Here is a 23,049-nt window from a genome sequence, read left to right as displayed (position 1 = left end):
CGCACAGTCCGCCTAGGCAGCCAACCGCTCCGCCTCGGCGACCGCCTCCACGAGCGTGTCCACCACCGGCACGCCCACCGCCTCGAGGCTGGCCCGGCCGTGCGACCCGCCGGTGTACAGCACGGCCCGCGCCCCCACGTGCTGCGCGGCCACCGCGTCGTCGGCGGCGTCGCCTATGACCACCGTGCGAGCCGGATCCACCCCGGCGAGCGAGGCGAGGTGCCGCACCATGTGCTCGGCCTTGCTGCCGCCGGACGGCCCGGTCCGCCCGTCGACGCGTATGAAGTGCGCCTCTATCCCGAACCCGCGCACCAGCGGGACGAGTTCGTCGTGCACGTACATGCTGAGGATCGACTGGCTACGCCCCGCCGACCGCCACCCCGCGAGCAGTTCCGTCGCTCCCGCGGTGAGCCCGCACATCACCCGGTGCTCGGCGTAGTACCGGTGGAAGGTCTCGTCCATGACCTCCCACTCGGCGTCCGTCGGCAGCCGCCCGAGCAGCCGCTCGTAGAACTTCGGCACCGGCACGCAGTACAGCGTGCGGTACTGCTCCATCGTGATCGGCGCCAGGCCCAGCTCGGCGAACGCCGCGTTCGTCGCCCCGATGATCGCGTCGTTGTCGTGGAACAGCGTGCCGTTCCAGTCCCAGACGATGTGCGCCCCTGTCTGCTTCCCCATGCCAAAAACGTACCCGCCGCCACTGACAATCAAGAGAACCGCAGGTCAGCAGGACATTGAGCGGGCAGGAGCAGGGGCGGCACGGGTTCAGTCCTCAAGCCCGACCAGGTTGGGGATCTCCTGCGTCGCGTACCAGAGCAGCTCGTGGTCCTCCGCCCCGTCCACCAGGAACTGCGCGTCGTCGTCCCCGCGGTCCGCCGCCTCGAGCGCCCCGGCCGCGGCGGCCACGTCCGCCTCCGCGTCGTCGAGGTCGACGTGCACCGCGGCGGCCTTGCCCAGCCGTACGGTCCCGGTCACCCGCACCTCGCCGAGCGCGGCCGGGTCGAGCCCCCGGTCGGGGTCGGCGGTGGCCGCGCGGTCGGGCACGTCGACGGCGACCACGACCCGGCGCCGTACCGCGCCGGGGTCCGCGGCCAGCAGCCGCAGCGAGGCCAGGGCGGCGCGGTTCAGGGCCGCGTACTCCAGCTCCTCGATGTCGTCGGAGAGGTACCACTCGCGCAGCGCGGGCGTGACGGCGTACGCGAGGAGCGGCCCGGTCCCCAGCTCTCCCGTCTTGTACGCCTCGGCGAGACCGGAGAGGGTCAGGGGGACGTAGACACGCATGGCTGGCCGCTTTCGTGGTCGGTGGCCGGGGCGCTGCCGCGGCTCCCGGAGGGCCTTCAGGATACGTGCGGCGTCCCCTTTCGAGTCCCTGCCCCGGGGCCCGGAGGCGTCAACCCCGGACCCGGGAATTCACCCGCGGCACCCCCGTGATCCCCAGGTCACAGGCCTACTCCACCACCTGATAGGTGAACGTTCCGGCCTCCCCGCCCCGGGTCCTCGCTTGCTTGCCGCCCCTGCCCACGGCCCCGTACAAGATCCCCATCGCCAAGTTACTGCCCGGTATCGCCGGGCCGACCGAACGGGGACACGCGATGCACAAGGTCATGACCAGGGCGCAGCACCAGCCGAGCAGCCGTCCTCCGGCCCGCCGCGACTCCCGCCGCCCCGGCGGTGCCCCGCCCCGCACCCCGGGCGGCACTCCGGCCCGCAGGGCTCCGGGCGGCGGCCGCCCGCCGGGGTCCCGGGGCAGCGGGGTCCCGACGGTCACGAGGCCCGCCGACAACCGGCCGCCGACGGTTCCCGCCGCTTCGGCCGAGGGTGCTGCGGCTGTGGTCACCGCCCGGAGTGCGGTCGTCCCGACCCAGGCGGCCGGGGCCGCCGGCGACCTCCGGACCAGCCCGCCCGCTCCCTCTCAGACGCCCCGCGCGCACGTCCCGCAGCCCCGCCCCACCGACGTCTTCGCCGACCTCCTGGTCGCGGTCCTGAGCGGTCAGCGCCCCGTCCACTCGATGCTCCGGCACACCGTGGGCCGGGCCTACGACGAACTGGCCTGGCTCGCCGAGCGCGGGCCCCTGCGCACCCGCGGCGCCCGCCCGGTCGTCCGCGACATCGGCTACTGCGTCCCGCGCCCCGGAGCCGTCGAGGCCTTCGCCCGCATCGGCGCCGGCGACCAGCTGCGCGCCATGGCCTTCCGCCTGGAACGCGGCCACGACCTCCGCTGGCGCTGCACCGCGGTGGAACTGGGCGGCGCCCGCCCGCCACGCCCCTCCGACGACTAGCTTCCCGGCCGCACATGCCGAAGGGCCGGGCCACCCTCGGTGACCCGGCCCTTCGATCCGCTACGGGCGCCGCAGGCACCGTCACGTGCCTCCGCGCGGCCGCTTACTTCTTGCGGCGGCGCCCGCTCCGGGACTGCTTGCGCCGCTCCGCGCGCGTGAGGCCGTCGGCCTCGGAGCGCACCGGCTCGTCGTCACCCACGAAGTCGCCCTCGATGGTGCCGCCCTCGCCGTCCACGGTCGGCGCGGAGAAGTGGAGGTTCCGGCGCTGCGGGGCGTCCAGCCCCTTGGCGCGGATCTCCGGACGCGCACCCGCCTGCGCCGGCACCGCGTCCTGCTTGCCCAGGTCGACCGGCTCGGCGTCCTCGACGGGGACCTCCTCGACCTGCTGCTCGACCTGGACCTCCAGGTTGAACAGGTAGCCGACGGACTCCTCCTTGATGCCCTCCATCATGGCGGTGAACATGTCGAAGCCCTCGCGCTGGTACTCGACCAGCGGGTCCTTCTGCGCCATCGCGCGCAGGCCGATGCCCTCCTGGAGGTAGTCCATCTCGTAGAGGTGCTCGCGCCACTTGCGGTCCAGGACCGACAGCACGACCCGGCGCTCCAGCTCACGCATGATCTCGGAGCCGAGCTGTGCCTCACGGGACTCGTACTGCTCGTGGATGTCGTCCTTGATGGACTCGGAGATGAACTCGGCGGTCAGACCGGCCCGGTCGCCGGCCGCCTCCTCCAGCTCCTCGATGGTGATCTTCACCGGGTACAGCTGCTTGAAGGCGCCCCACAGCCGGTCGAGGTCCCAGTCCTCCGCGAAGCCCTCGGCGGTCTCCGCCGCGATGTACGCGTCGATCGTGTCGTCCATGAAGTGCACGACCTGCTCCTGCAGGTCCTCGCCCTCCAGGACGCGGCGCCGCTCGCCGTAGATGACCTCGCGCTGGCGGTTGAGGACCTCGTCGTACTTCAGCACGTTCTTGCGGGTCTCGAAGTTCTGCTGCTCGACCTGCGACTGGGCGGACGCGATCGCGCGCGTGACCATCTTGTTCTCGATCGGCACATCGTCCGGGACGTTCGCCATCGACATCACGCGCTCGACCATCTGGGCCTTGAAGAGCCGCATCAGGTCGTCGCCGAGCGAGAGGTAGAAGCGGGACTCACCGGGGTCGCCCTGACGGCCGGAACGACCGCGCAGCTGGTTGTCGATACGGCGCGACTCGTGCCGCTCGGTGCCCAGGACGTAGAGCCCGCCGAGGTCCTTGACCTCCTCGAACTCCGCCTTCACCGCCTTCTCGGCACGCTCCAGGGCGGCGGGCAGGAACTGGGCCCACTCCTCGATGTGCTCCTCGGGGTCGAGGCCGCGCTGGCGCAGCTCGGCCTCGGCGAGGTCGTCGGGGTTGCCGCCGAGCTTGATGTCCGTACCACGGCCGGCCATGTTGGTGGCCACGGTCACGGCGCCCTTGCGGCCGGCCTGGGCGACGATCGTCGCCTCACGGTCGTGCTGCTTCGCGTTCAGCACCTCGTGCTGGATACCGCGCTTGGAGAGCTGCTGCGAGAGGTATTCGGACTTCTCGACCGACGTCGTACCGACGAGGATCGGCTGGCCCTTCTCGTGCTTCTCGGCGATGTCGTCGACGACCGCCTCGAACTTGGCCACCTCGGTGCGGTAGATCAGGTCCGACTGGTCCTTGCGGATCATCGGCTTGTTGGTCGGGATCGGGACGACGCCGAGCTTGTAGATCTGGTGGAACTCGGCGGCCTCGGTCATCGCCGTACCGGTCATGCCGGAGAGCTTGCCGTAGAGGCGGAAGAAGTTCTGCAGGGTGATCGTGGCGAGCGTCTGGTTCTCGTCCTTGATGTCCACCCCTTCCTTCGCCTCGATCGCCTGGTGCATGCCCTCGTTGTAGCGGCGGCCGGCGAGGATACGGCCGGTGTGCTCGTCGACGATCATGACTTCGCCGTCGATGACGACGTAGTCCTTGTCCTTCTTGAAGAGCTCCTTGGCCTTGATGGCGTTGTTCAGGTAGCCCACCAGCGGCGTGTTGACCGACTCGTAGAGGTTGTCGATGCCCAGCCAGTCCTCGACCTTGCTGACGCCGGACTCGTGGATGGCGACCGTGCGCTTCTTCTCGTCTACGTCGTAGTCGCCGGTCTCCTCGACGCCCTTGAGCGGGTTGCCCGCCTCGCCCTTCTTCAGGCGCGTGACCAGCTTGGCGAAGTCGCCGTACCACTTGGTGGCCTGGTCGGCCGGGCCGGAGATGATCAGCGGCGTACGGGCCTCGTCGACCAGGATGGAGTCGACCTCGTCGACGATGGCGAAGTTGTGGCCGCGCTGCACCAGTTCGTCCTTCGACCACGCCATGTTGTCGCGGAGGTAGTCGAAGCCGAACTCGTTGTTCGTGCCGTACGTGATGTCGCACTCGTACTGCTGGCGGCGCTCGGCCGGCGTCATGTTGGCGAGGATGCAGCCGACGCTCAGACCCAGGAACTTGTGGACGCGGCCCATCATTTCGGAGTCGCGCTCGGCCAGGTAGTCGTTGACCGTGATGAGGTGAACGCCGTCTCCGGAAAGGGCGTTCAGATACGCCGGCAGGGTGCCGACCAGGGTCTTGCCCTCACCGGTCTTCATCTCGGCGACATAACCGAGGTGCAGGGCCGCGCCACCCATCATCTGGACGTCGTAGTGACGCTGTCCGAGGACGCGCTTGGCCGCCTCGCGCACGGTGGCGAACGCCTCGGGGAGCAGGTCGTCCAGACTCTCGCCGTCGGCGTAGCGCTGCTTGTACTCATCGGTGAGGGCCCGCAGCTCGGCGTCGGAGAGGTCGACGAAGTCCTCTTCGATGGAGTTGACCTGGTCCGCGATGCGGTGCAGCTTGCGCAGGATTTTGCCTTCGCCTGCACGCATGATCTTCGAGAGGACGGACACGGGGGTTGGTCTCCTTGCCGGTCGGGCCTGGGACGGTCGGTTTCCATTTGACTTACTGAGCAACGGCCATCGTATGCGAGGACACCGCCAAGCCGGGAGGCCTGCCGGGACGACGACCACCGACTGCTTCGCACACCGCTTCAAATCTTCTTCAAAGGGGACAACGGTCGGGCCCCGCGGATGGTGCCGCACACCGCCGACGAATTACGCGAATTGTGATCACGCGCTCACACACGGCAAAAACATGGCGTGCCGTCCGACATGCCAAGGAGAATCGGCCGATGGAACCCGTGACGCTCACGACCGCCCGCCTCCTTCTGCGCACGGTCGGCCCCGAGGACACCGACGCCGTGTACGCCGCCGCCCAGGACTCCGACATCCAGCGCTGGACGACGATCCCCGCGCCCTATCTCCCCGAGCACGCGCAGAGCTTCACGGAGCAGTTGGTCCCCGACGGCTGGGCGGCCGGCTCCATGTTCACCTTCGGCGTCTTCCTCCCCGAAGGGGAGGAGTTGGTGGGCATGCTCAGCTTCACCATGCGTTCCCTGGGCTCGGCCGAGGTCGGCTTCTGGGGCACCAAGGAGCACCGCGGTCACGGCTACACCACCGAGGCCGTCCTCGCCGCCTCGCGGTGGGCCTTCATCCATCTGTCGATCGACCGCGTCGAATGGCGCGCCGAGGTGGGCAACCACGGCTCCCGTGCCGTGGCGGAGCGGGCGGGCTTCGTCATCGAGGGCACACTGCGCTCCGCGATCAACAACAAGGGCGTACGGCGGGACTGCTGGGTGGGCTCGCTCCTGCCCTCGGACCTGGAGCTGCCGTCGACGGCGCCGTATCTTCCGGCTCCTGCCCCAACTCCGGGCGCCTAACTGCGAATCCGCAGGTCAACTCGCATTGTCAGTGGCACGTTCTATCGTGCGGACCATGACGACCCCGCGTCCCACCACCGACCTCTCGGCGGACGAGGCCCGCCGCATCGCCCTCCGCGCCCAGGGTTTCCTCGGCGCTCCCGACCGCAAGGGCGGTGTCCGCGGTGTCCTGCGCCACCTCGGCGCGGTCCAGCTCGACACGATCTCGGTCCTCGCCCGCTCCCACGAGCTCATCCCGTACGCCCGCCTCGGCTCGGTGGGACGCAGGACGGTCGAGGACGCCTACTGGACGGAGACGCACGCCTTCGAGTACTGGTCCCACGCGGCATGCATCCTGCCCGTCGAGGAGTGGCCGCACTTCGCCTTCCGCCGCCGCGCCTACCGAGGCCGCCCGCACTGGAACCACGAGCTCCCCGACGGCGCCTACGACCAGGTCATCAAGCAGCTCCGCGCCGAAGGCCCGCTCACGGCCACCGAGTTGGGCGGCGCGAAGCGCACCAGCGAGTGGTGGGACTGGTCCGGCGCCAAGGTCGCCGTCGAGCGCGCGCTGATGTACGGCGAGGTGGTGTGCGTGGAGCGCCGCGGCTGGAAGCGGGTCTACGACCTCGCCGAGCGCGCGATCCCGGACGCGCTGCTGCACGACGAGCTGGACGACACCGAGTGCCTGCGCCGTCTCGTCCGCCTGGCGGGCCAGTCCCTGGGCGTCGGCACACGCGCGGACATCGCCGACTACCACCGCCTCAAGGGCGAACAGGTCGATGCGGTGATCGCCGACTCGGGCCTGGTCCCGGTGACGGTCGAGGGTTGGGGCAAGCCGGCCTGGGCCGACCCGGCGGCCCTAAAGACGCCACCGCGCGGCCGCCACCGCACCACGCTGCTGTCCCCCTTCGACTCCCTGATCTGGGAGCGGGCGCGCACGGAGCGGATCTTCGGCTTCACCCACCGCCTGGAGGCCTACGTCCCCAAGCCGAAGCGGGTCTACGGCTACTTCGCGATGCCGGTCCTCGCCGGCGGCCGCCTGGTCGGCCGTGTGGACCCGGCCCGCGAGGGCAGCACCCTGGTCGCCAAGCAGGTCACCCTGGACGGCGCGAAGGTCGTCCCGGCCGTGGCGGAGGCGCTGGTCGAGGCGGCGAGCTGGGTGAACTGCACGAGCGTACGTGTGGAGCGCGTGGACGCCCCGGAGCTGCACGAACCGCTCACCAAGGAGGTGACCCGAGCACTGATCGCCGCCCTCCGCTGACCGACGTCGCGCTCAGCGGATCTCGAGGATCTTCTCCCGCATCGCGTACACCACGGCCTCCATCCTGGAGTGCAGCTGCAGCTTCTCCAGGATGTTGCGCACGTGGTTCTTCACGGTGTTCTCGGAGATGAACAACTCCTTGGCGATGTCCCGGTTGTTCATTCCCGTGGCGACGAGCTTGAGGACCTCCAGCTCGCGGTCGGTCAGCCGCGGCGCCGGCACCAGCCGGCGCTCGTCCGTGCGCTGGATCATCGACTTGAATTCGGTGAGCAGCTTCGACGCCATGGAAGGACTGATCTGCGACTGCCCGTCGGCGACGGCGCGAATGGCGGTGGCCACCTCGTCCGTGGAGATCTCCTTGAGGAGATAACCGGTCGCGCCCGCCTTGATCGCGTCGTAGAGGTCGGCCTCCTCGTCGCTGATCGTCAGCATGATGATCTTCGCGCTGGGGGCGACCTCCTTGATGGAGGTGCACGCCTCGATCCCGCCCCGCTTGGGCATCCGGACGTCCATCAGGACGATGTCCGGCAGCAGGTCGGCGGCCTTGTCGACGGCCTCCGCGCCGTCCCCGGCCTCCCCGACGACCTGGATGTCCTCCTCGGCCGCGAGCACGATCTCCAGGCCACGGCGGAAGAGGGCGTGGTCGTCCACGACAAGGACTCTGATCGGCTCCTTGCGTGGAGTGCCCGCGTCCGGGCCCATGCCGACGACGCCGCCGTCGGCATCCCCGTCCTGCATCGGTCCGAAGCTGTCCGCCATCGTTCCTCCCCCTGAAGGCTGTGGCCTGTGGTGCTGCGCCATCTCCAACCCAAGGCAACGGCCCACCGGTTGGGCCATTGCGGCCATGATTCCATGCCCGGACGACAACGCGGTGACAGAGCAGGGCACGAACTGGCCGCACACCGGTGCCCCTGGGGGCGCACAGGCGCTCCAGGGGCACAGGCTCATCCGTCAGTCGCGTGCGTCAGCCGCCCAGCGTGCCGCCCGGCGCGGGAGACTGCGCCTGCGCGACCATCGGGTCGGTGCTGAGGTGAATGACGCCGTAGTCGTAGGCGTGCCGCCGGTAGACGACACTCGGTTCCTTCGTCTCGGAGTCGACGAAGAGATAGAAGTCATGGCCGACCAGTTCCATCTCGTAGAGGGCCTGGTCGAGAGTCATCGGGGAGGCGACGTGGGTCTTCTCGCGGACGATGAGGGGGCCTTCACCCTTCACTTCCAGCGAGCCGATCTTCTTGGTGGGTACGCCGTCCGGCTCTTCCTCGTGGACCGGGTGGCCGTTCCCGTTGAGTGTCGCCGCGCCCGGGACGTGGTCGGGGACCTCGGCAGCCGAGATCCGGCGCGAGCCGCGCCGCGAGAACCGCTTGTCGTGCTGCTTGCGCAGCCGGGCATCCAGCTTCTCCGCCGCCAGGTCGAGCGCCGCGTACGGATCGCTGGCCGCTGCCTCCGCCCGGATCACCGGACCGCGGGAGCGGAGCGTGATCTCCACTCGGTCGCAACGGTCGGCCTGTCGGGGGTTGGGCTCCTTGGACACCTCGACGTCGAGGCTGATCACCTTGCCATCGAGCTTCTGGATCTTCTCCAGCTTCAGCTTCTCGGCCACGTGCTTGCGGAACCGCTCGGGCACCTCGGTCTTGCGGCCCTTGACGACGATGTCCACGCAGAACTCCGTTCCCGGATCGCTCCGCCTCGCTGCGGAGCATCTCCCTTTTGCACCAGGCTCCGGTGCTCCGGAACCTCGGACTCGGTGACTTCCACCTCCTCCCCCGCGGGCAAGATCTCCACTCCACCGGCGCGGGTGATAGTGAGAAACCCGCAGCTCGGCATTCGGATACGAGAGGGTATGGCCTGCGCCTTTCCCTCACAACCGAACATATCTCGCCTGGACGGATGTCGTCACCCTCTACCGCGGCGTACCTCCGTTCAGGTGAATTGACCCTCTCATTACCTGCAACGATGCAAGTTCGCAGTCAGTTCCGGTTTATTTCGAACGCATCCGGCGACGCTGCGACCACGGCTGCGCAGATCAGGTCACCGGCGCGTCCCGCACCCGCCGTTCCCGGCACGACGTGCATACGGCCGGTCCCTTCGTCCGCTGATCCAGCCATCGGTTCCTCTGTGCCTTCCCGAGCAGTTGCCGCGTACACGGCCGTAGTTGGCTCGCCGTACGATTCCGGCCCCGACATCCGCCGATACGCGACGCCCTCTTCTGCCCTCCTCCCGTACGCTCCCGTCTCCTGCTCCGCGGTCGCCGACCGCACGGCACGAGCCGCCTCCGACAGGGACGCACCGGTCGTCATCAGGTCGTCGACGAGCACGATCCGTCCGCCATGAAGCAGCCTTGCCCCGCCGGGTGCCACCGCAAGCGCGCCCGCGAGATTGTCCATCCGCTGCCGGGAGTTGAGCCCCGCCTGGTCGGCCACGGCGCGTCGCTGGCGCAGCACGGAGAGCACCTGCGCCGCGATCCCGGACCGCCGCAACTCGCCCGCAGCGGCAAGCGCGATCCGGCGCGCCGGATCGTGTCCTCGCGCCCGGACCGCCGCCCGCGCGGATGGTACGGGAACAAGCAGCACCGGCCCATCCCCGCCCGCAACCGGGCGGCTCTGCGCGTCCCTGAGCCCCGCCGACACACCCCCGTGGCCCAGTGCCCGGGGGTCCTGCAACCCGGCCCGCACAGCCCCCGCCAGGGCCCCGCCCAGCGGTGCTGCGAGGGCCAGTGCGCCCCGTTCCTTGTGGGCCAGCAGCACGGCCCGCACCTCGTCGGCGTACCGGGCGGCCGCGTGCACCACGGGCAGCCCGGACGGCTCCGGCACCGGTCGCACCCGGCTCGGTGCGGCCCCGCTCAGGGCGGCACGGCACTCAGGGCAGAGCACCGTGCGAGGCCTCCCGCAGCCTCCGCACTCGGCCGGCAGCACCAGGTCGGTGAGGTCCTGCCACCACCCCCGCATGCCCACCACTGTGCCAACGCCCGAGCCCGCCGGCCACCCCTGTGGAAAACTCTGGAGGACTCCCTGTGGACAACTCGTCCGCGGGGCTCACCCGGACAAAAGGACCTGCCCGGGACTCACCCCGGATAGACCGGCGCCACCCCGTCCGCGACCACCTTCTGCCACTGGGCCCCGGTCGGCAGCCGTACGATCCCGTCCTCCGAGTAGGCCACCAGCGGCAGCCCGTCGGACTCGGCCGCGGTGATCTCCTTGACCCCGCTGAGCGCCGCGGGCGCCGGCCCCTCCGGCGTGGAGCCGTCGACCTGGACGTACCGCATGGTCTGTACGCCGCCCTGCTCGCGCCCGACCACCACGAGCCGGCTGTCCCCGGCCCATGACATGGTCGTGACGTCCTCCAACTCCGGTGTCGCGGACCGCAGTTCCAGCACCGACACGGTCGGCCGGTCCTCACCCGACTCCTGCCGCCGCTCGATCCGCCCGATGAGCAGGGACGTCTTGTCGCCCTTCGCCACCACGAGTGCCACCCGCACCCCGTCGGCGGCCACCCGCACCTCCTGGACGCGGCCGTCCAGGCCCGGAGTCCGCACCACCAGCGGCTCGCCCTTGCCCTCTTCCAGCAGGAGCAGCCGGGGGTCGTCGGGGTTGCGGTCGGCGACCCAGAGGTCGCCGTGGGCGTCCCAGCTGGGTGCCGTCAGCCGGTCCTGCGCCGTCTTGCCCTGACTGGTCAGCACGGGGTCCCCGAGCGAACCGCCCGACACCAGCGACGCGACGTACAGGTCCCTGCCTTCGCCGGCGACTCCGGCCGCGGTGTCCTCGTCGCGCGACACGGCCACCGAGCGCAGCTCCTTGGCGCCCTCGCCGAGCGCACCGGGCACCGGCTCGACACTGGTGCCCCTGTTGCGGACGCCCATCCGTACGAGCCGGTGCTTGCTGTCGATGAAGTACAGGTAGGTGGGAGACTCCACCGAACCTCGGGCTACGGCATCGTCGGCCCGGGCCTCGTTGAGCGAGCACAACCGCTTGCTGCCGGACTGCAGCTCGACCTCGTCCACTGCCGGGGTGAGGTTCTGCAGCGTGAACAGCAGCTGAGACGCCATCTCGGTGCATTGGGTCTGCCCGACCCGGGCGGCACTCTCGTTCAACGGCACGGTCAGTTTGTTCTGGTCGTCGGGCGTCAGCGGAGCGACGCCCTTCTTCAGCGCCGTACCGGTGGGAAAACTCGTCCGCACCACGGGATCGAGCCAGTTCGTGGGCCCGTTGAGCAGGGAACGCACCATCTGTGTCATGGGGTCCACCCGCCGACGCACATACACGGGATCGGCGACGGCCGCCGTCTGGGTCGTCGTACCCGCCGCGGCGTTCGAGGCGAAGTAGTACTTGTTGACCGACATGTAGTTGCGCTGGAAGTCCGACTTCCCCATGACGACGCCCTGCGGAAGGCTGTCGATGCGCCACTGCTTGGTCTTCTTGTCCTTCGTGAGGTGCACCAGCGCGGTGTAGTGCCCGCTGGCAGGCGCGTACGACTGCTGCGCGTCCACTCGCGCGACCCTGGCACCGGTCAGCGTGAAGGACACGTTGCCGGGGTCCTCCCTACCGCCCGAGTGGTCCTGCTCGGTGCCCGGTCCGTCCGCGAGGACCGTGGTGGCCAGCCCCGGCTTCCACGTCTTCGACGCCGTACCCGTCAGATACTGACGGGCTGTCGAGTAGTTCGGGTCGTCGCTGGTCAGCGCCTCCAGGAAGCCCGACACGATCTCGGTGGGCTGGGCGTCCTCCCGGGGCGGCATGGCGAAGACCCGCACCTGGGTGTCCTGGCGCGGAGTGGAGTCGACGCCGCGCAGATCTCCGCTGTCGGGCATCGAGGCGCACCCTGCCAGCAGTACGACACCACATGCGCCGTACGCCGCCGCGCGCACCGGTCTGCGCCGCGCGCACCCCTCGCGGTCAGCGCCCACGAAATGCCTCCCCATGCTTGTTCGAGTCCTCCGACCCGGTCTCCGGGCTCGAGGTCCCGCTCCCCGCCCCGCCCTCGGTGGGCGTCTCGTCCTGTCGCCACGCGCCCGAGGTGGGCCGCGGCACGACGCGCGCGCCGCTGCCGGGCAGCGCCGTCGGGTCGGCGGTGGGGGTCGCACCGTTCAGCCTCTGGGCTATCTGCGGTATCTGGTCCCCCGCCGGCTGTGCGGGCACGGTGGCGACCTTCTCCCCGCCTCCGCGCGGCAGCCCGGCGTCATTGAGTCCACGGTTGCGCCGCGAGTCCTTGGGCTCCAGCGGTATCGGCGAGCCCCGCAGCGGCTCGTCCGCGGTCCGCGGCAGCGTCAGCCGGAACTGCGAACCGCCGCCCGGCTCGCCCCACGCCTGCAGCCAGCCGCCGTGCAGCCGCGCGTCCTCCAGAGCGATGGAGAGCCCGAGGCCCGTACCGCCCGTGGTGCGCGCGCGTGCCGGGTCGGCCCGCCAGAAGCGGCTGAACACGCGCGTGGCCTCGCCGGGCTTGAGCCCGACACCGTAGTCGCGCACGGCGACCGCGACCGCCCCGCCCGCCGCGGCGAGCTTGACGACGACGTCCTTGCCCTCGCCGTGCTCCACGGCGTTGACGACCAGGTTGCGCAGCACCCGCTCCACACGCCGGGCATCCGCCTCGGCGACGACGGGCTGCTGGTCGCCGAGCACGCGTATGTGTGTGCCCTTGCGCTCGGCGAGCGGCTCGGCCCCGCTGACGACCCGCCGTACGACCTCCCTGAGGTCTATCGGCTCCGCCTCCAGCGCCGCCGCGCCCGCGTCGAACCGGCTGATCTCCAGCAGGTCAGCGAGCAGCGACTCGAACCGGTCCAGCTGGTCGGCAAGGAGCTCCGCCGACCGCGCGGTGATCGGGTCGAAGTCCTCGCGCGCCTCGTGGATGACGTCCGCGGCCATGCGTACGGTCGTCAGCGGCGTCCGCAGCTCGTGCGACACGTCCGACACGAACCGCCGCTGCATCCGCGACAGGTCCTCCAGTTGCTGGATCTTCAGCTGCAGGTTCTGCGCCATCTTGTTGAAGGCCTCGCCGAGCCGCGCGATGTCGTCCTCGCCGGTGACCTTCATACGTTCCTGCAGCCGCCCGGCGGACAGCCGCTCGGCGATCCCGGCAGCCATCCGCACGGGCGTGACGACCTGCCGCACCACGAGCCAGGCGATGGCCCCGAGGAGTACGACGACGAAGAGTCCGGCGGTCGCGAGCGTGCCCTTGACCAGACTCAGCGACTTCTCCTCCTGCGTGAGCGGGAAGAGGTAGTAGAGCTGGTACGGGTCGCCGTTGGGGTCGTTGACCTGCTTGCCGATGACCAGCGCGGGCTGGGAGTCCTTGTCGTTGCTGTAGATGATGCGGGTGTAGCTCTGGGCGGCCGCCGTGCTTTCGTTGATCTGCGCGCGCAGGTCCTCGGGGACACTGGCGGAGGGGTCGACGTCCCCGGAGGCACGCGGTCCACGCCCGCCGCCGCTGTCCTCGCCCGCCGGCAGGGTCACCACGTCGAAGGCGCCCTGGCCGCCGCTGGACAGCGAGGACACGAGGTCACTCATCCACTGGATGACGTTCTGCGAGGGACGGCCGTCCACCGTGATGCCGTCGTCGCTGGTCCCGGCGGCCGCTTCGTCGGCCTTCTGCTTGGCGACCGCGAAGCCGCCCGTGGCCTGGCTCTGCGAGGCCTTCACCTTGGCGTCCAGCAGCCCGTTGCGCACCTGTCCGATCACGACGAACCCGAGCAGCAGCACAACACCCAGCGACATCAACAAGGTCGTGACGACGACCTTGAGCTGAATATTCCGCCGCCACAGCCGCATGACGGGCAGCAGCGGCCGCCGCACCCAGCGCATGAACAACCGCAGCACCGGACTGCCCTGGACCCCGCCCTGCAGCAACCCGCCCTCCAGCAGGCGCCCCCAGCGGCCACCCGCCGTCTTCCGGCCGACAGGCCGCCCCGCGCGGGCCCCTGCCGACCCGTTCGCCGAAGCGGCACTGTCACCAGTCATCTCAGCTCGGTCCTGCCTTATAACCGACACCCCGCACGGTCACCACGATCTCCGGCCGCTCGGGGTCCTTCTCGACCTTGGAGCGCAACCGCTGCACGTGAACATTCACAAGTCGGGTGTCCGCAGCATGCCGGTAACCCCACACCTGCTCCAGCAGCACCTCACGCGTGAACACCTGCCAGGGCTTGCGCGCAAGAGCCACCAGCAGATCGAACTCGAGCGGCGTCAGCGCAATCGACTGCCCGTCCCGCTTGACGGAGTGACCGGCCACGTCAATGACCAGATCCCCGATGGCAAGCTGCTCCGGTGCAGGCTCCTCCGACCGCCTCAGCCGCGCCCGGATCCTGGCGACAAGCTCCTTCGGCTTGAACGGCTTCACGATGTAGTCGTCGGCCCCGGACTCCAGCCCGACCACCACATCGACGGTGTCGCTCTTGGCCGTGAGCATCACGATCGGCACACCCGACTCGGCCCTGATCAGCCGGCACACCTCGATACCGTCCCGCCCCGGCAGCATCAGATCGAGCAGCACGAGATCAGGCTTGGCCTCCCGAAACGCAGCCAGCGCCTTGTCCCCGTCGGCTACAAAAGACGGCTCAAAACCTTCACCACGCAGCACGATGCCGAGCATCTCGGCCAGTGCGGTGTCGTCGTCGACGACAAGGACTCGTCCCTTCATAAACGACATCATCCCATTCTCATAACAGTGGTGAAGGTGCAGGTGAGCATGGTCACTGGGCCGTGACGATAGTCGTACTGGGCCGTCACTGTCTGCCCCTGTCCCGCGACGTCGATGTCAGTAACGGATGTCAGCTACCCAGGGTAGGGGTCGGCTGACCGTTCGGTCGGCCCTGCGGCTCTTCGCCGGGCCGCGACAGTACCGAGCGCCGGCGCCCTTGTTCAGACGCGCTCGCGTCCGCCGGAGCCCTCAAGCGGTGCATTCCATTGCCCCTGAGTCAGGGCGCCGGGCGCGAGCGCATACCCCCTGCCTCGACGGGGCAGAGCCGTGGTGTTTGAATCGAACATGTGAGCGAGCTACCCCCAGATCCTCCCCGCCTGCGGGCGATCCTGGGGTACCTCGAAAACCAGCTCGCCGAGGAAGAGACCGTGGTCACGTACCTGCGCCTTCAGGTCGAGACCGTACGACGCGCCCTCGCCGTGGCCGAGAACCGAAACCCTGCCAAGCTTGGCCCGTCAACGCGAGCCCCGACGGCAGCGCGGCCGGCCTCGGGGCCTGCGCTGACCCGCAGCGAGCGGGCAACGACGGGGTTCATGATCGAGCAGCGCCGAACTCCGACGGGCCCGCAGGAGGCCGCGGTCCACCTGGACGACTGCACGATGACCACCTACATGACACACCCGGTGAGCGCGCACGAGGCCCGCCTGGCCCTGACGGACGCCCAACTGGAGGCGTGCGCCTTCTGCCGTCCGGACACCGAACTGGGGATCCTCGAATGACGGGTCGGGGTGCGGAGCCGTACATCCCGGATGATCCTCAAGGCGTGTCCGGCCCGATTCGCGTGATCGTCCACTCACCGTCACCCACGGGCGACCGGAGCGTACGCGCGGACGGCGAGCTCCTCGGCCTGGCCCACAACACTCGATGATGTCGCCGTTGGACATCACGGCCCCTCGCCCCGTGAATGGCCGCAGGTGGAGGGGCCGTTGTCGTCGATCGAGCCGACATCATCCCTTAGCCAATCGTCACCTGGCGCGACCTGGCACACAGCTCCGCAAGAGCCTCAGCCGTCACGGGCGAAACGGCGCCCTCTTCCGTGACGATCGCCGTCACCAGCTCGGGCGGAGTCACGTCGAACGCCGGGTTGTACGCCTGGGTGCCCAGGGGTGCCACCGGAACCCCGCCCCCTGCTTCCGCTCCCGCCACCGGCACCTGAGGTGCCGTGACCTCGGTCACCTCATGTCCAGGGCGCTGCTCGACCTCGATGGACGCCCCGTCCGGAGTGTCCAAATCCACCGTCGTCACCGGTGCCACCACGATGAACGGCACATGGTGGTACCGCGCAAGCACCGCGAGCGGATAGCTCCCCACCTTGTTCGCCACCGAACCGTCGGCCGCGATGCGGTCCGCCCCGATCAGCACCGCATCCACCTCGCCGGCCGCGAAGAGCGAGCCCGCCGCGTTGTCCGTGAGCAAGGTGTACGCCATGCCGCTGCGCGCCGCCTCATAAGCCGTCAGGCGGGCGCCTTGCAGCAACGGACGCGTTTCGTCCACCCACAGCCGCCGCAGCCTGCCCGTCCGGTGCGCCGCGAGCGCCACCGCGAACGCCGTCCCTTCACCGCCCGACACCAGCGACCCGGTGTTGCAGTGCGTGAGGATCCGGTGCCCACCGCCGGGCAACAGCTCGTCAAGCAGTGCCAGTCCACGCTCGGCCATACGAGCGCTGGCCTCGGCGTCTTCCTTGTGCAGCGCCCGCGCCGCGGTCAACGCCGCCGCTGCCGCCCGCTCGGGGTCGCCGTTCTTGGCGAACTCGGCCCGGTAGGCCGACTGCGCCCGACGCACACCGACGGCAAGGTTCACCGCGGTGGGCCGGGCCCCCGACAGCGCAGTTGCCGCGTCGTCCACGTCGAAGCCGCGCGCGGCGGCGAGCGCGACGCCGTACGCTCCCGCGATGCCGAGCAGCGGTGCCCCACGCACGGCGAGCGACCGGATCGCATCCACCAGGGCGGGTGCGTCCGTACAGACCAGTTCGACCTCCTCTGCCGGCAGCCTCGTCTGGTCGAGAAGCACCAGTACGGGGCCTTCGGGTGGCTCCTCCCAGCGGATCGCCGGTATCTCGGTCGGCCTGCTGTCCTCGCCGGATTGCGCGTGCTGATCAGCCATGCGATCAGTCTGCCCCTTACCCGGCGGACAATTGAAGGTGTGCTGCCCATACCGCGGCCGGTACCTGGGCGACCACCCCATGGCACGATGGCTGCCAACCTGCCGCCGCGACCGCGGACGGGCACCGTGAAGGAGCGACGATGAAAGACACTCCGGGCTGGGCCTCGCCCGGATCTGCCCCGTCCGACGGGCAGGAGCCCGGCGCGTCCGGCCCTGCCGAACCCGCCGACCGGCCCGGCCCCGCGCAGCCCGCCGACCAGCCGGGTGCGGATCCGCACGGCCCAGGCACGAAGTGGTCCAAGGAGCAGCCGCCGGCCGGCCAGTGGTCCGCACCCACCGGCCCGCCGAGCCCCGGCCAGGCCCCGCCGCCCCCACCGCCCGGCCCGGGCTGGGGCAGTGGCCAACCCCCTGGCGGCCCCGGTGGTTACGGAGGCCAGGGCGGCGGATACGGCGGACATGGCGGTTACGGCCCCTACGGCGGCTGGGGAGGCGCCTGGGGCGGTCCCCCGCCCGCGGCCAAGCCCGGTGTCATCCCGCTCCGCCCGCTCGGCGTGGGCGAGATCCTCGACGGCGCCGTCTCCACCATGCGCACGTACTGGCGCACAGTCCTGGGCATCTCCCTGACCGTCGCGGTGGTCACGGAGGTCCTCGTCATCCTGCTGCAGGGCCTTGTGCTGAACGACGCCAGCACCGCGGCCCTCGAGGATCCGAGCGCCACCGCGAGCGAACTGGCCCGCGCCTTCGGCGAAGTCATGGCCAGCTCCGGCGCCGTCGCCGTGATCACCCTGATCGCCACCGTCGCCGCGACCGCGCTGCTCACCACCGTCACCAGCCGCGCCGTCCTCGGCAAGCCGGTGACGGCCGGCGAGGCCTGGCGCGACTCCCGCCCTCAGGTCGTGAAGCTGTTCGGCCTGATCTGCCTGCTCCCCCTCATCACCGCCGGAATCATCCTCGTGGGCGTGCTGCCCGGCATCCTCGTGGCCGTGTTCGGAAGCACCGGCCCGGGCATCGCGCTCGCCGTGCTGGGCGGCATCGGTGCAGGCATCGTCGCGCTGTGGCTGATGATCCGCTTCTCCCTGGCCTCGCCGGCGCTGATGCTGGAAAAGCAGGGCGTCGTGAAGTCGATGAGCCGGTCCACGAAGCTCGTCCGCGGTTCGTGGTGGCGTGTCTTCGGTATCCAGTTGCTCGCCGGAATCATCGCGAACATCATCTCGGCGATCATCGTCATCCCCTTCACCTTCCTCGCCGCAGCGTTCGGCGGTGAGGGCTTCACCGGCTTCCTGAACAGCGGTGGCGGCGACCTCGGTTGGACCTTCCTCATCATCAGCGGCATCGGCTCGGTGATCGGCTCCATGATCACGTTCCCGATCAATGCCGGCGTCACCGTGCTCCTTTACATCGACCAGCGCATCCGCCGCGAGGCCCTCGATCTCGAACTGGCCCGCGCCGCCGGTGTCCAGGGCTACGGCACCAGCGCCGGCTCCGGAGGCTGATGCGGTGAGCACAACGGGGGGAGTTCTGACAGCGGTGCCGGGATTGCCGCACGCTGCCGAATCTGCCGTACGGGCCCTCCTGCGCGTCGGCGACACATCCGTACTGTCGCTGGCGCGCTCCGGCGACGAGCCGCCGGTGACGATCCCGCGTGATCCAGCGCGGGAAGCAGCCCGCCGCGAGCTGTCCAAGCGCATGTACCACGAGAACGACCCCAGCTGGCTGGAACGCGCCCTGAACGCATTCTGGGACTGGGTGGACAAACTGTTCGGCTCAGCCGCGGCCGCGACACCCGGGGGGACACTCGGCCTCGTCGTCGTCATCCTGGCCGTCCTCGCAGTACTCGGCGCACTCTGGTGGCGCCTGGGCACACCCCGCCGCCAACCCACCTCGTCCGCGGCCCTGTTCGACGACCGTCCCCGCAGCGCCGCCGAACACCGCGCGGCCGCCGAGGCACACGCAGCCCAGGGCCACTGGAACCAGGCCGTCCAGGAACACATGCGCGCCATCGTCCGCTCCCTCGAGGAGCGCGCACTTCTCGACGTCCGCCCCGGCCGCACCGCGGACGAGGCCGCCGCAGAAGCGGGCCGCGCACTCCCCTCCCACACGGACCGACTGCGCACCGCGGCCCGCGACTTCGACGACGTGACGTACGGCGGCCGCAGGGCGACCGAGCAGTCGTATCGCCGCATCGCCGAACTCGACCGAGAGCTCGAGCGCACCAAACCGCAGCTCGCGAGCAGTACCCCCAGCACGGCCCACAACGCCCGCCAGGGAGCCGCCGAATGACCACGGAGGCCATGCTCCCGTCCACCTCGGCCTCGCCCACCGCACGCCAGGTGTGGACCCGTGCACGAGGCATCGTCCTCGCCGTCGTCCTTCTCCTGGTCGGGGCCGTCGCCATCGCCGTGATCCGCTCCGACAGCCGACACGGCGAACTCGACCCGCGATCCGTCGACCCCTACGGCAGCCGCGCCGTCGCCGAACTCCTCGCCGACCGTGGTGTGTCCACGCGTGTGGTCACCACCCTGGACGAGGCGCGCGCCGCAGCAGCCCCCGACACCACCCTCCTGGTCGCCGTCCCGGACCGGTTGACGCACCGTCAACAGACCCGACTGCACTCGGCGGTCGACGGCTCCGGCGGACGCACCATGCTCGTCGCCCCCGGCAGCTGGTCCGTCGAAAGGCTCGCCCCCGGCGTCACCTCGGACCCCGCGACCAGCTTCGACTCGACGCTCTCCCCCAAGTGCGCGCTGGCCGACGCCCGGCGCGCGGGCAGCGCCGACACGGGCGGAATCCGGTACACCACCACACACCTCGACGCCGACGAGTGCTACCCCAGCCAGCGCCTCGCCACCCTGCTGCGCATCCCGGAGACCTCCGGGGACGGCGACACCGTCGTCATCGGCGCGCCCGACATCCTCTTCAACGACCGTCTCGACAAGCATGGCAACGCCTCGCTCGCCCTCCAACTCCTCGGCTCCCGCCCCCATTTGGTCTGGTACCTCCCCTCGCTCTCCGACACCGCAGCCACCGACGACGAAAAGGGCCTCTTCGACCTGCTCCCCGCCGGCTGGCTCTGGGGCACACTGCAGCTCTTCATCGCGGCAGCCCTCGCCGCCCTGTGGCGGGCACGCCGACTGGGCCCCCTCGTGCCCGAAAGACTCCCCGTGGCGATCCGCGCCTCCGAAACCGTCGAAGGCCGCGCCCGCCTCTACCGCAAGGCGAACGCCCGCGACCGCGCGGCCACCGCTCTTCGCTCCACCACCCGCACCCGCCTCGCCCCCCTCGTAGGCGTCCCCGTCGCCCAGGCGCACGCGCCCGAGGCCCTGCTCCCCGCGTTGTCCGCCCACCTGCATGGCGACGGACAATCCCTGCACGCGCTCCTCTTCGGCCCGCCGCCCGGCGACGACGCGGCCCTCATCGCCCTCGCCGACCAACTCGACGCCCTCGAAAGAGAGGTACGCCGTCCATGATGGACCCGACCACTGACAACGCCGGGTACACCGGGGACCCGGGCAAGGCCCGCGCCTCCCTGGAAGCCCTGCGCGCCGAGATCGCCAAAGCCGTGGTCGGCCAGGATCCCGCCGTGACCGGCCTCGTCGTCGCCCTCCTCTGCCGCGGACACGTACTACTTGAAGGAGTCCCTGGGGTCGCCAAAACGTTGCTCGTCCGCGCCCTCGCATCCGCACTCGAACTGGAGACCAAGCGCGTCCAGTTCACTCCCGACCTGATGCCGAGCGATGTGACAGGCTCCCTGGTCTACGACACCCACACCGCCGAGTTCTCCTTCCAGCAGGGCCCGGTCTTCACCAACCTCCTCCTCGCGGACGAGATCAACCGCACCCCGCCGAAGACCCAGTCGTCCCTCCTGGAAGCCATGGAGGAACGCCAGGTCACGGTCGACGGCACCCCGCGCCCCCTCCCGGACCCGTTCCTGGTCGCCGCGACGCAGAACCCCGTCGAGTACGAGGGCACGTACCCCCTGCCCGAAGCCCAACTGGACCGCTTCCTCCTCAAACTGACGATCCCTCTCCCCTCCCGCCAGGACGAGATCAACGTCCTCACCCGCCACGCCGAGGGCTTCAACCCACGCGACCTCCACGCCGCCGGCCTGCGCCCGGTCGCAGGCCCCGCCGATCTGGAAGCCGCCCGCGCCGCAGTCGCCAAGACCACGATCTCCCCCGAAATCACGGCCTACGTGGTCGACATCTGCCGAGCCACCCGTGAGTCCCCGTCCCTCACCCTAGGCGTCTCCCCACGCGGCGCCACCGCCCTCCTGGCCACCTCGCGCGCGTGGGCATGGCTCACGGGCCGCGACTACGTCATTCCCGACGACGTCAAGGCCTTGGCCCTCCCCACCCTCCGCCACCGCGTACAACTCCGCCCCGAGGCAGAGATGGAAGGCGTCACGGCCGACTCCGTCATCAACGCGATCCTCGCCCACGTCCCCGTCCCCCGCTGATGGCGCTCACCGGACGTGCCGCGCTCCTCGCGGCTCTGGGCTCCCTCCCCGTCGGCATCTGGGACCCCAGCTGGACGGGCATCCTCGCCGTGAACGCCCCCCTGGCCGTGGCCTGCGCCTGCGACTTCGCCCTCGCAGCACCGGTACGACGCCTCGGCCTGACCCGCTCCGGCGACACGACCGCACGCCTGGGCGAGACCGCGGACGTAACCCTCACGGTCACCAACCCGTCCCACCGCCTCCTCCGGGCCCGCCTGCGCGATGCCTGGCCGCCGAGCAGCTGGGAGCCCGGCACCGAGGTGGCAGCCTCCCGCCACCGCCTCACAATCCCCGCCGGCGAACGCCGCCGCGTCACCACCCGCCTACGCCCCACCCGCCGCGGCGACCGCCAGGCGGACCGCGTGACAGTCCGCTCCTACGGCCCCCTCGGTCTGTTCTCCCGCCAGGGCACCCACAAAGTCCCCTGGACGGTACGCGTCCTGCCGCCCTTCACCAGCCGCAAGCACCTCCCCTCGAAACTCGCCCGCCTACGCGAACTCGACGGCCGCACAAGCGTGCTCACACGCGGCGAAGGAACAGAATTCGACAGCCTGCGCGAATACGTCCCTGGCGACGACACCCGATCCATCGACTGGCGCGCAACGGCCCGCCAGTCCACGGTCGCCGTACGCACCTGGCGCCCCGAACGCGACCGCCACATCCTCGTCGTCCTCGACACAGGCCGAACCTCAGCAGGCCGCGTGGGCGACGCCCCACGCCTCGACGCCTCCATGGACGCCGCCCTGCTCCTGGCGGCACTCGCATCCCGCGCCGGCGACCGCGTAGACCTGCTCGCATACGACCGCCGGGTACGCGCCCTCGTCCAGGGCAGGACGGCACGCGACGTCCTCCCATCCCTTGTCAACGCAATGGCAACACTCGAACCCGAACTAGTCGAACTGGACGCCCGAGGCCTCACAGCCACCGCTCTCCGTACGGCTCCCCGCCGCTCCCTGATCGTCCTGCTAACGAGCCTCGATGCGGCACCAGTAGAAGAAGGCCTGCTGCCCGTCCTCTCTCAGCTCACCCAACGCCACACGATTCTGGTGGCATCCGTGGCGGATCCGTATGTCGCCCGCATGGCGACGGCTCGTGGAAACACCGAGGCGGTGTACGAGGCTGCAGCCGCCGCACAGGCCCAGAGCGAACGCCACCGCACCGCCGAGCAGCTCCGCCGTCATGGAGTCACGGTCGTCGACGAGACACCGGACGAACTGGCACCAGCACTGGCAGATGCATACCTGGCCCTGAAGACGGCAGGACGTCTGTAATTCGAGGGGCTCTCCCCCGGAGGGCTCCTCGAATCAAGCGCCCCGAAATGCAGAAAACCCCCGAACCGGTATCCCCGGCCGGGGGTTTTCTCATGATTTGTTCGGCGGCGTCCTACTCTCCCACAGGGTCCCCCCTGCAGTACCATCGGCGCTGTAAGGCTTAGCTTCCGGGTTCGGAATGTAACCGGGCGT

19 protein-coding genes and 1 rRNA gene are annotated in these 23,049 nt (G+C 70.2%); 9 read left to right on the top strand and 11 right to left on the bottom strand.

The genetic code is table 11. The annotated features are described in order from the left end of the window. Positions 1 to 12: 12 nt before the first annotated feature. Both ABZ880_RS34160 and ABZ880_RS34155 read right to left on the bottom strand, forming a co-directional pair. A complete protein-coding gene (locus ABZ880_RS34160) occupies positions 13 to 678 on the bottom strand; it encodes an HAD hydrolase-like protein (protein WP_361270955.1) in 666 nt (221 codons plus the stop codon). A gap of 87 nt (positions 679 to 765) precedes the next feature. Next, entirely contained in the window at positions 766 to 1,281 is a 516-nt protein-coding gene (locus ABZ880_RS34155; protein ID WP_361270952.1) for a hypothetical protein, read from the bottom strand. A gap of 311 nt (positions 1,282 to 1,592) precedes the next feature. Between ABZ880_RS34155 and ABZ880_RS34150 the strand changes: the two genes are divergently transcribed. Then, the gene (locus ABZ880_RS34150) at positions 1,593 to 2,279 is read left to right on the top strand and encodes an Rv3235 family protein (RefSeq protein ID WP_361271332.1); all 687 of its coding nucleotides are present in this window, start codon (positions 1,593 to 1,595) and stop codon (positions 2,277 to 2,279) included. 103 nt (positions 2,280 to 2,382) lie between these two features. Here ABZ880_RS34150 and secA read toward each other — a convergent pair whose 3' ends face one another. Beyond that, entirely contained in the window at positions 2,383 to 5,196 is a 2,814-nt protein-coding gene (secA, locus tag ABZ880_RS34145; RefSeq protein ID WP_361270949.1) for a preprotein translocase subunit SecA, read from the bottom strand. A gap of 281 nt (positions 5,197 to 5,477) precedes the next feature. Between secA and ABZ880_RS34140 the strand changes: the two genes are divergently transcribed. Next, entirely contained in the window at positions 5,478 to 6,065 is a 588-nt protein-coding gene (locus tag ABZ880_RS34140) for a GNAT family N-acetyltransferase (protein WP_361270946.1), read from the top strand. A 55-nt stretch (positions 6,066 to 6,120) separates the two neighbouring features. Continuing rightward, positions 6,121 to 7,305, top strand: a complete 1,185-nt coding sequence (locus tag ABZ880_RS34135) for a crosslink repair DNA glycosylase YcaQ family protein (RefSeq protein WP_361270940.1) — start codon at positions 6,121 to 6,123, stop codon at positions 7,303 to 7,305. 12 nt (positions 7,306 to 7,317) lie between these two features. Here ABZ880_RS34135 and ABZ880_RS34130 read toward each other — a convergent pair whose 3' ends face one another. From ABZ880_RS34130 to mtrA, 6 genes are all read right to left on the bottom strand, one after another. Continuing rightward, on the bottom strand, positions 7,318 to 8,064 hold the full coding sequence (locus tag ABZ880_RS34130) for a response regulator transcription factor (protein ID WP_361270936.1): 747 nt from the start codon (positions 8,062 to 8,064) through the stop codon (positions 7,318 to 7,320). Between the two features lie 205 nt (positions 8,065 to 8,269). Then, positions 8,270 to 8,962 (bottom strand): ribosome-associated translation inhibitor RaiA, encoded by a 693-nt coding sequence (gene raiA, locus ABZ880_RS34125; protein WP_361270933.1) that lies wholly within the window; start codon positions 8,960 to 8,962, stop codon positions 8,270 to 8,272. 310 nt (positions 8,963 to 9,272) lie between these two features. Next, complete coding sequence (locus ABZ880_RS34120; RefSeq protein WP_361270931.1) at positions 9,273 to 10,250, bottom strand: ComF family protein; 978 nt, start codon at positions 10,248 to 10,250, stop codon at positions 9,273 to 9,275. A 116-nt stretch (positions 10,251 to 10,366) separates the two neighbouring features. Beyond that, a complete protein-coding gene (locus tag ABZ880_RS34115) occupies positions 10,367 to 12,202 on the bottom strand; it encodes an LpqB family beta-propeller domain-containing protein (protein WP_361270928.1) in 1,836 nt (611 codons plus the stop codon). Beyond that, positions 12,192 to 14,249, bottom strand: coding sequence for an MtrAB system histidine kinase MtrB (gene mtrB / locus ABZ880_RS34110; RefSeq protein ID WP_361270927.1), 2,058 nt, complete (start codon positions 14,247 to 14,249; stop codon positions 12,192 to 12,194). Before mtrB ends, ABZ880_RS34115 begins: the two co-directional genes overlap by 11 nt. 1 nt (position 14,250) lies before the next feature. Beyond that, positions 14,251 to 14,940, bottom strand: coding sequence for a two-component system response regulator MtrA (mtrA, locus tag ABZ880_RS34105; protein WP_187283109.1), 690 nt, complete (start codon positions 14,938 to 14,940; stop codon positions 14,251 to 14,253). Positions 14,941 to 15,275: 335 nt separating this feature from the next. On the opposite strand from mtrA, the gene ABZ880_RS34100 reads away from it, so the two are divergent. Further along, on the top strand, positions 15,276 to 15,707 hold the full coding sequence (locus ABZ880_RS34100; protein ID WP_361270925.1) for a DUF6233 domain-containing protein: 432 nt from the start codon (positions 15,276 to 15,278) through the stop codon (positions 15,705 to 15,707). 235 nt (positions 15,708 to 15,942) lie between these two features. Here ABZ880_RS34100 and mtnA read toward each other — a convergent pair whose 3' ends face one another. After that, positions 15,943 to 17,091, bottom strand: a complete 1,149-nt coding sequence (mtnA, locus tag ABZ880_RS34095) for an S-methyl-5-thioribose-1-phosphate isomerase (RefSeq protein WP_361270923.1) — start codon at positions 17,089 to 17,091, stop codon at positions 15,943 to 15,945. 140 nt (positions 17,092 to 17,231) lie between these two features. On the opposite strand from mtnA, the gene ABZ880_RS34090 reads away from it, so the two are divergent. The 5 genes from ABZ880_RS34090 to ABZ880_RS34070 are packed head-to-tail and all read left to right on the top strand — an operon-like array spanning position 17,232 to position 22,857. Next, complete coding sequence (locus ABZ880_RS34090; protein ID WP_361270920.1) at positions 17,232 to 18,584, top strand: hypothetical protein; 1,353 nt, start codon at positions 17,232 to 17,234, stop codon at positions 18,582 to 18,584. A gap of 4 nt (positions 18,585 to 18,588) precedes the next feature. Then, on the top strand, positions 18,589 to 19,371 hold the full coding sequence (locus ABZ880_RS34085) for a DUF4129 domain-containing protein (RefSeq protein WP_361270917.1): 783 nt from the start codon (positions 18,589 to 18,591) through the stop codon (positions 19,369 to 19,371). After that, complete coding sequence (locus ABZ880_RS34080; RefSeq protein ID WP_361270914.1) at positions 19,368 to 20,558, top strand: DUF4350 domain-containing protein; 1,191 nt, start codon at positions 19,368 to 19,370, stop codon at positions 20,556 to 20,558. Before ABZ880_RS34085 ends, ABZ880_RS34080 begins: the two co-directional genes overlap by 4 nt. Continuing rightward, positions 20,558 to 21,547, top strand: coding sequence for a MoxR family ATPase (locus tag ABZ880_RS34075; RefSeq protein WP_361271329.1), 990 nt, complete (start codon positions 20,558 to 20,560; stop codon positions 21,545 to 21,547). Before ABZ880_RS34080 ends, ABZ880_RS34075 begins: the two co-directional genes overlap by 1 nt. Beyond that, on the top strand, positions 21,547 to 22,857 hold the full coding sequence (locus ABZ880_RS34070; protein WP_361270911.1) for a DUF58 domain-containing protein: 1,311 nt from the start codon (positions 21,547 to 21,549) through the stop codon (positions 22,855 to 22,857). The genes ABZ880_RS34075 and ABZ880_RS34070 overlap by 1 nt, the downstream gene beginning before the upstream one ends. A gap of 99 nt (positions 22,858 to 22,956) precedes the next feature. Here ABZ880_RS34070 and rrf read toward each other — a convergent pair. Further along, positions 22,957 to 23,049 (bottom strand): 5S ribosomal RNA (gene rrf, locus ABZ880_RS34065); the annotation flags it as partial.

The organism is Streptomyces sp. NPDC047043 (assembly GCF_040644055.1).
GTDB lineage: Bacteria > Actinomycetota > Actinomycetes > Streptomycetales > Streptomycetaceae > Streptomyces.
Note: the sequence above shows the minus strand (reverse complement) of the source record. Positions and strands in the feature narration are given on the sequence as shown.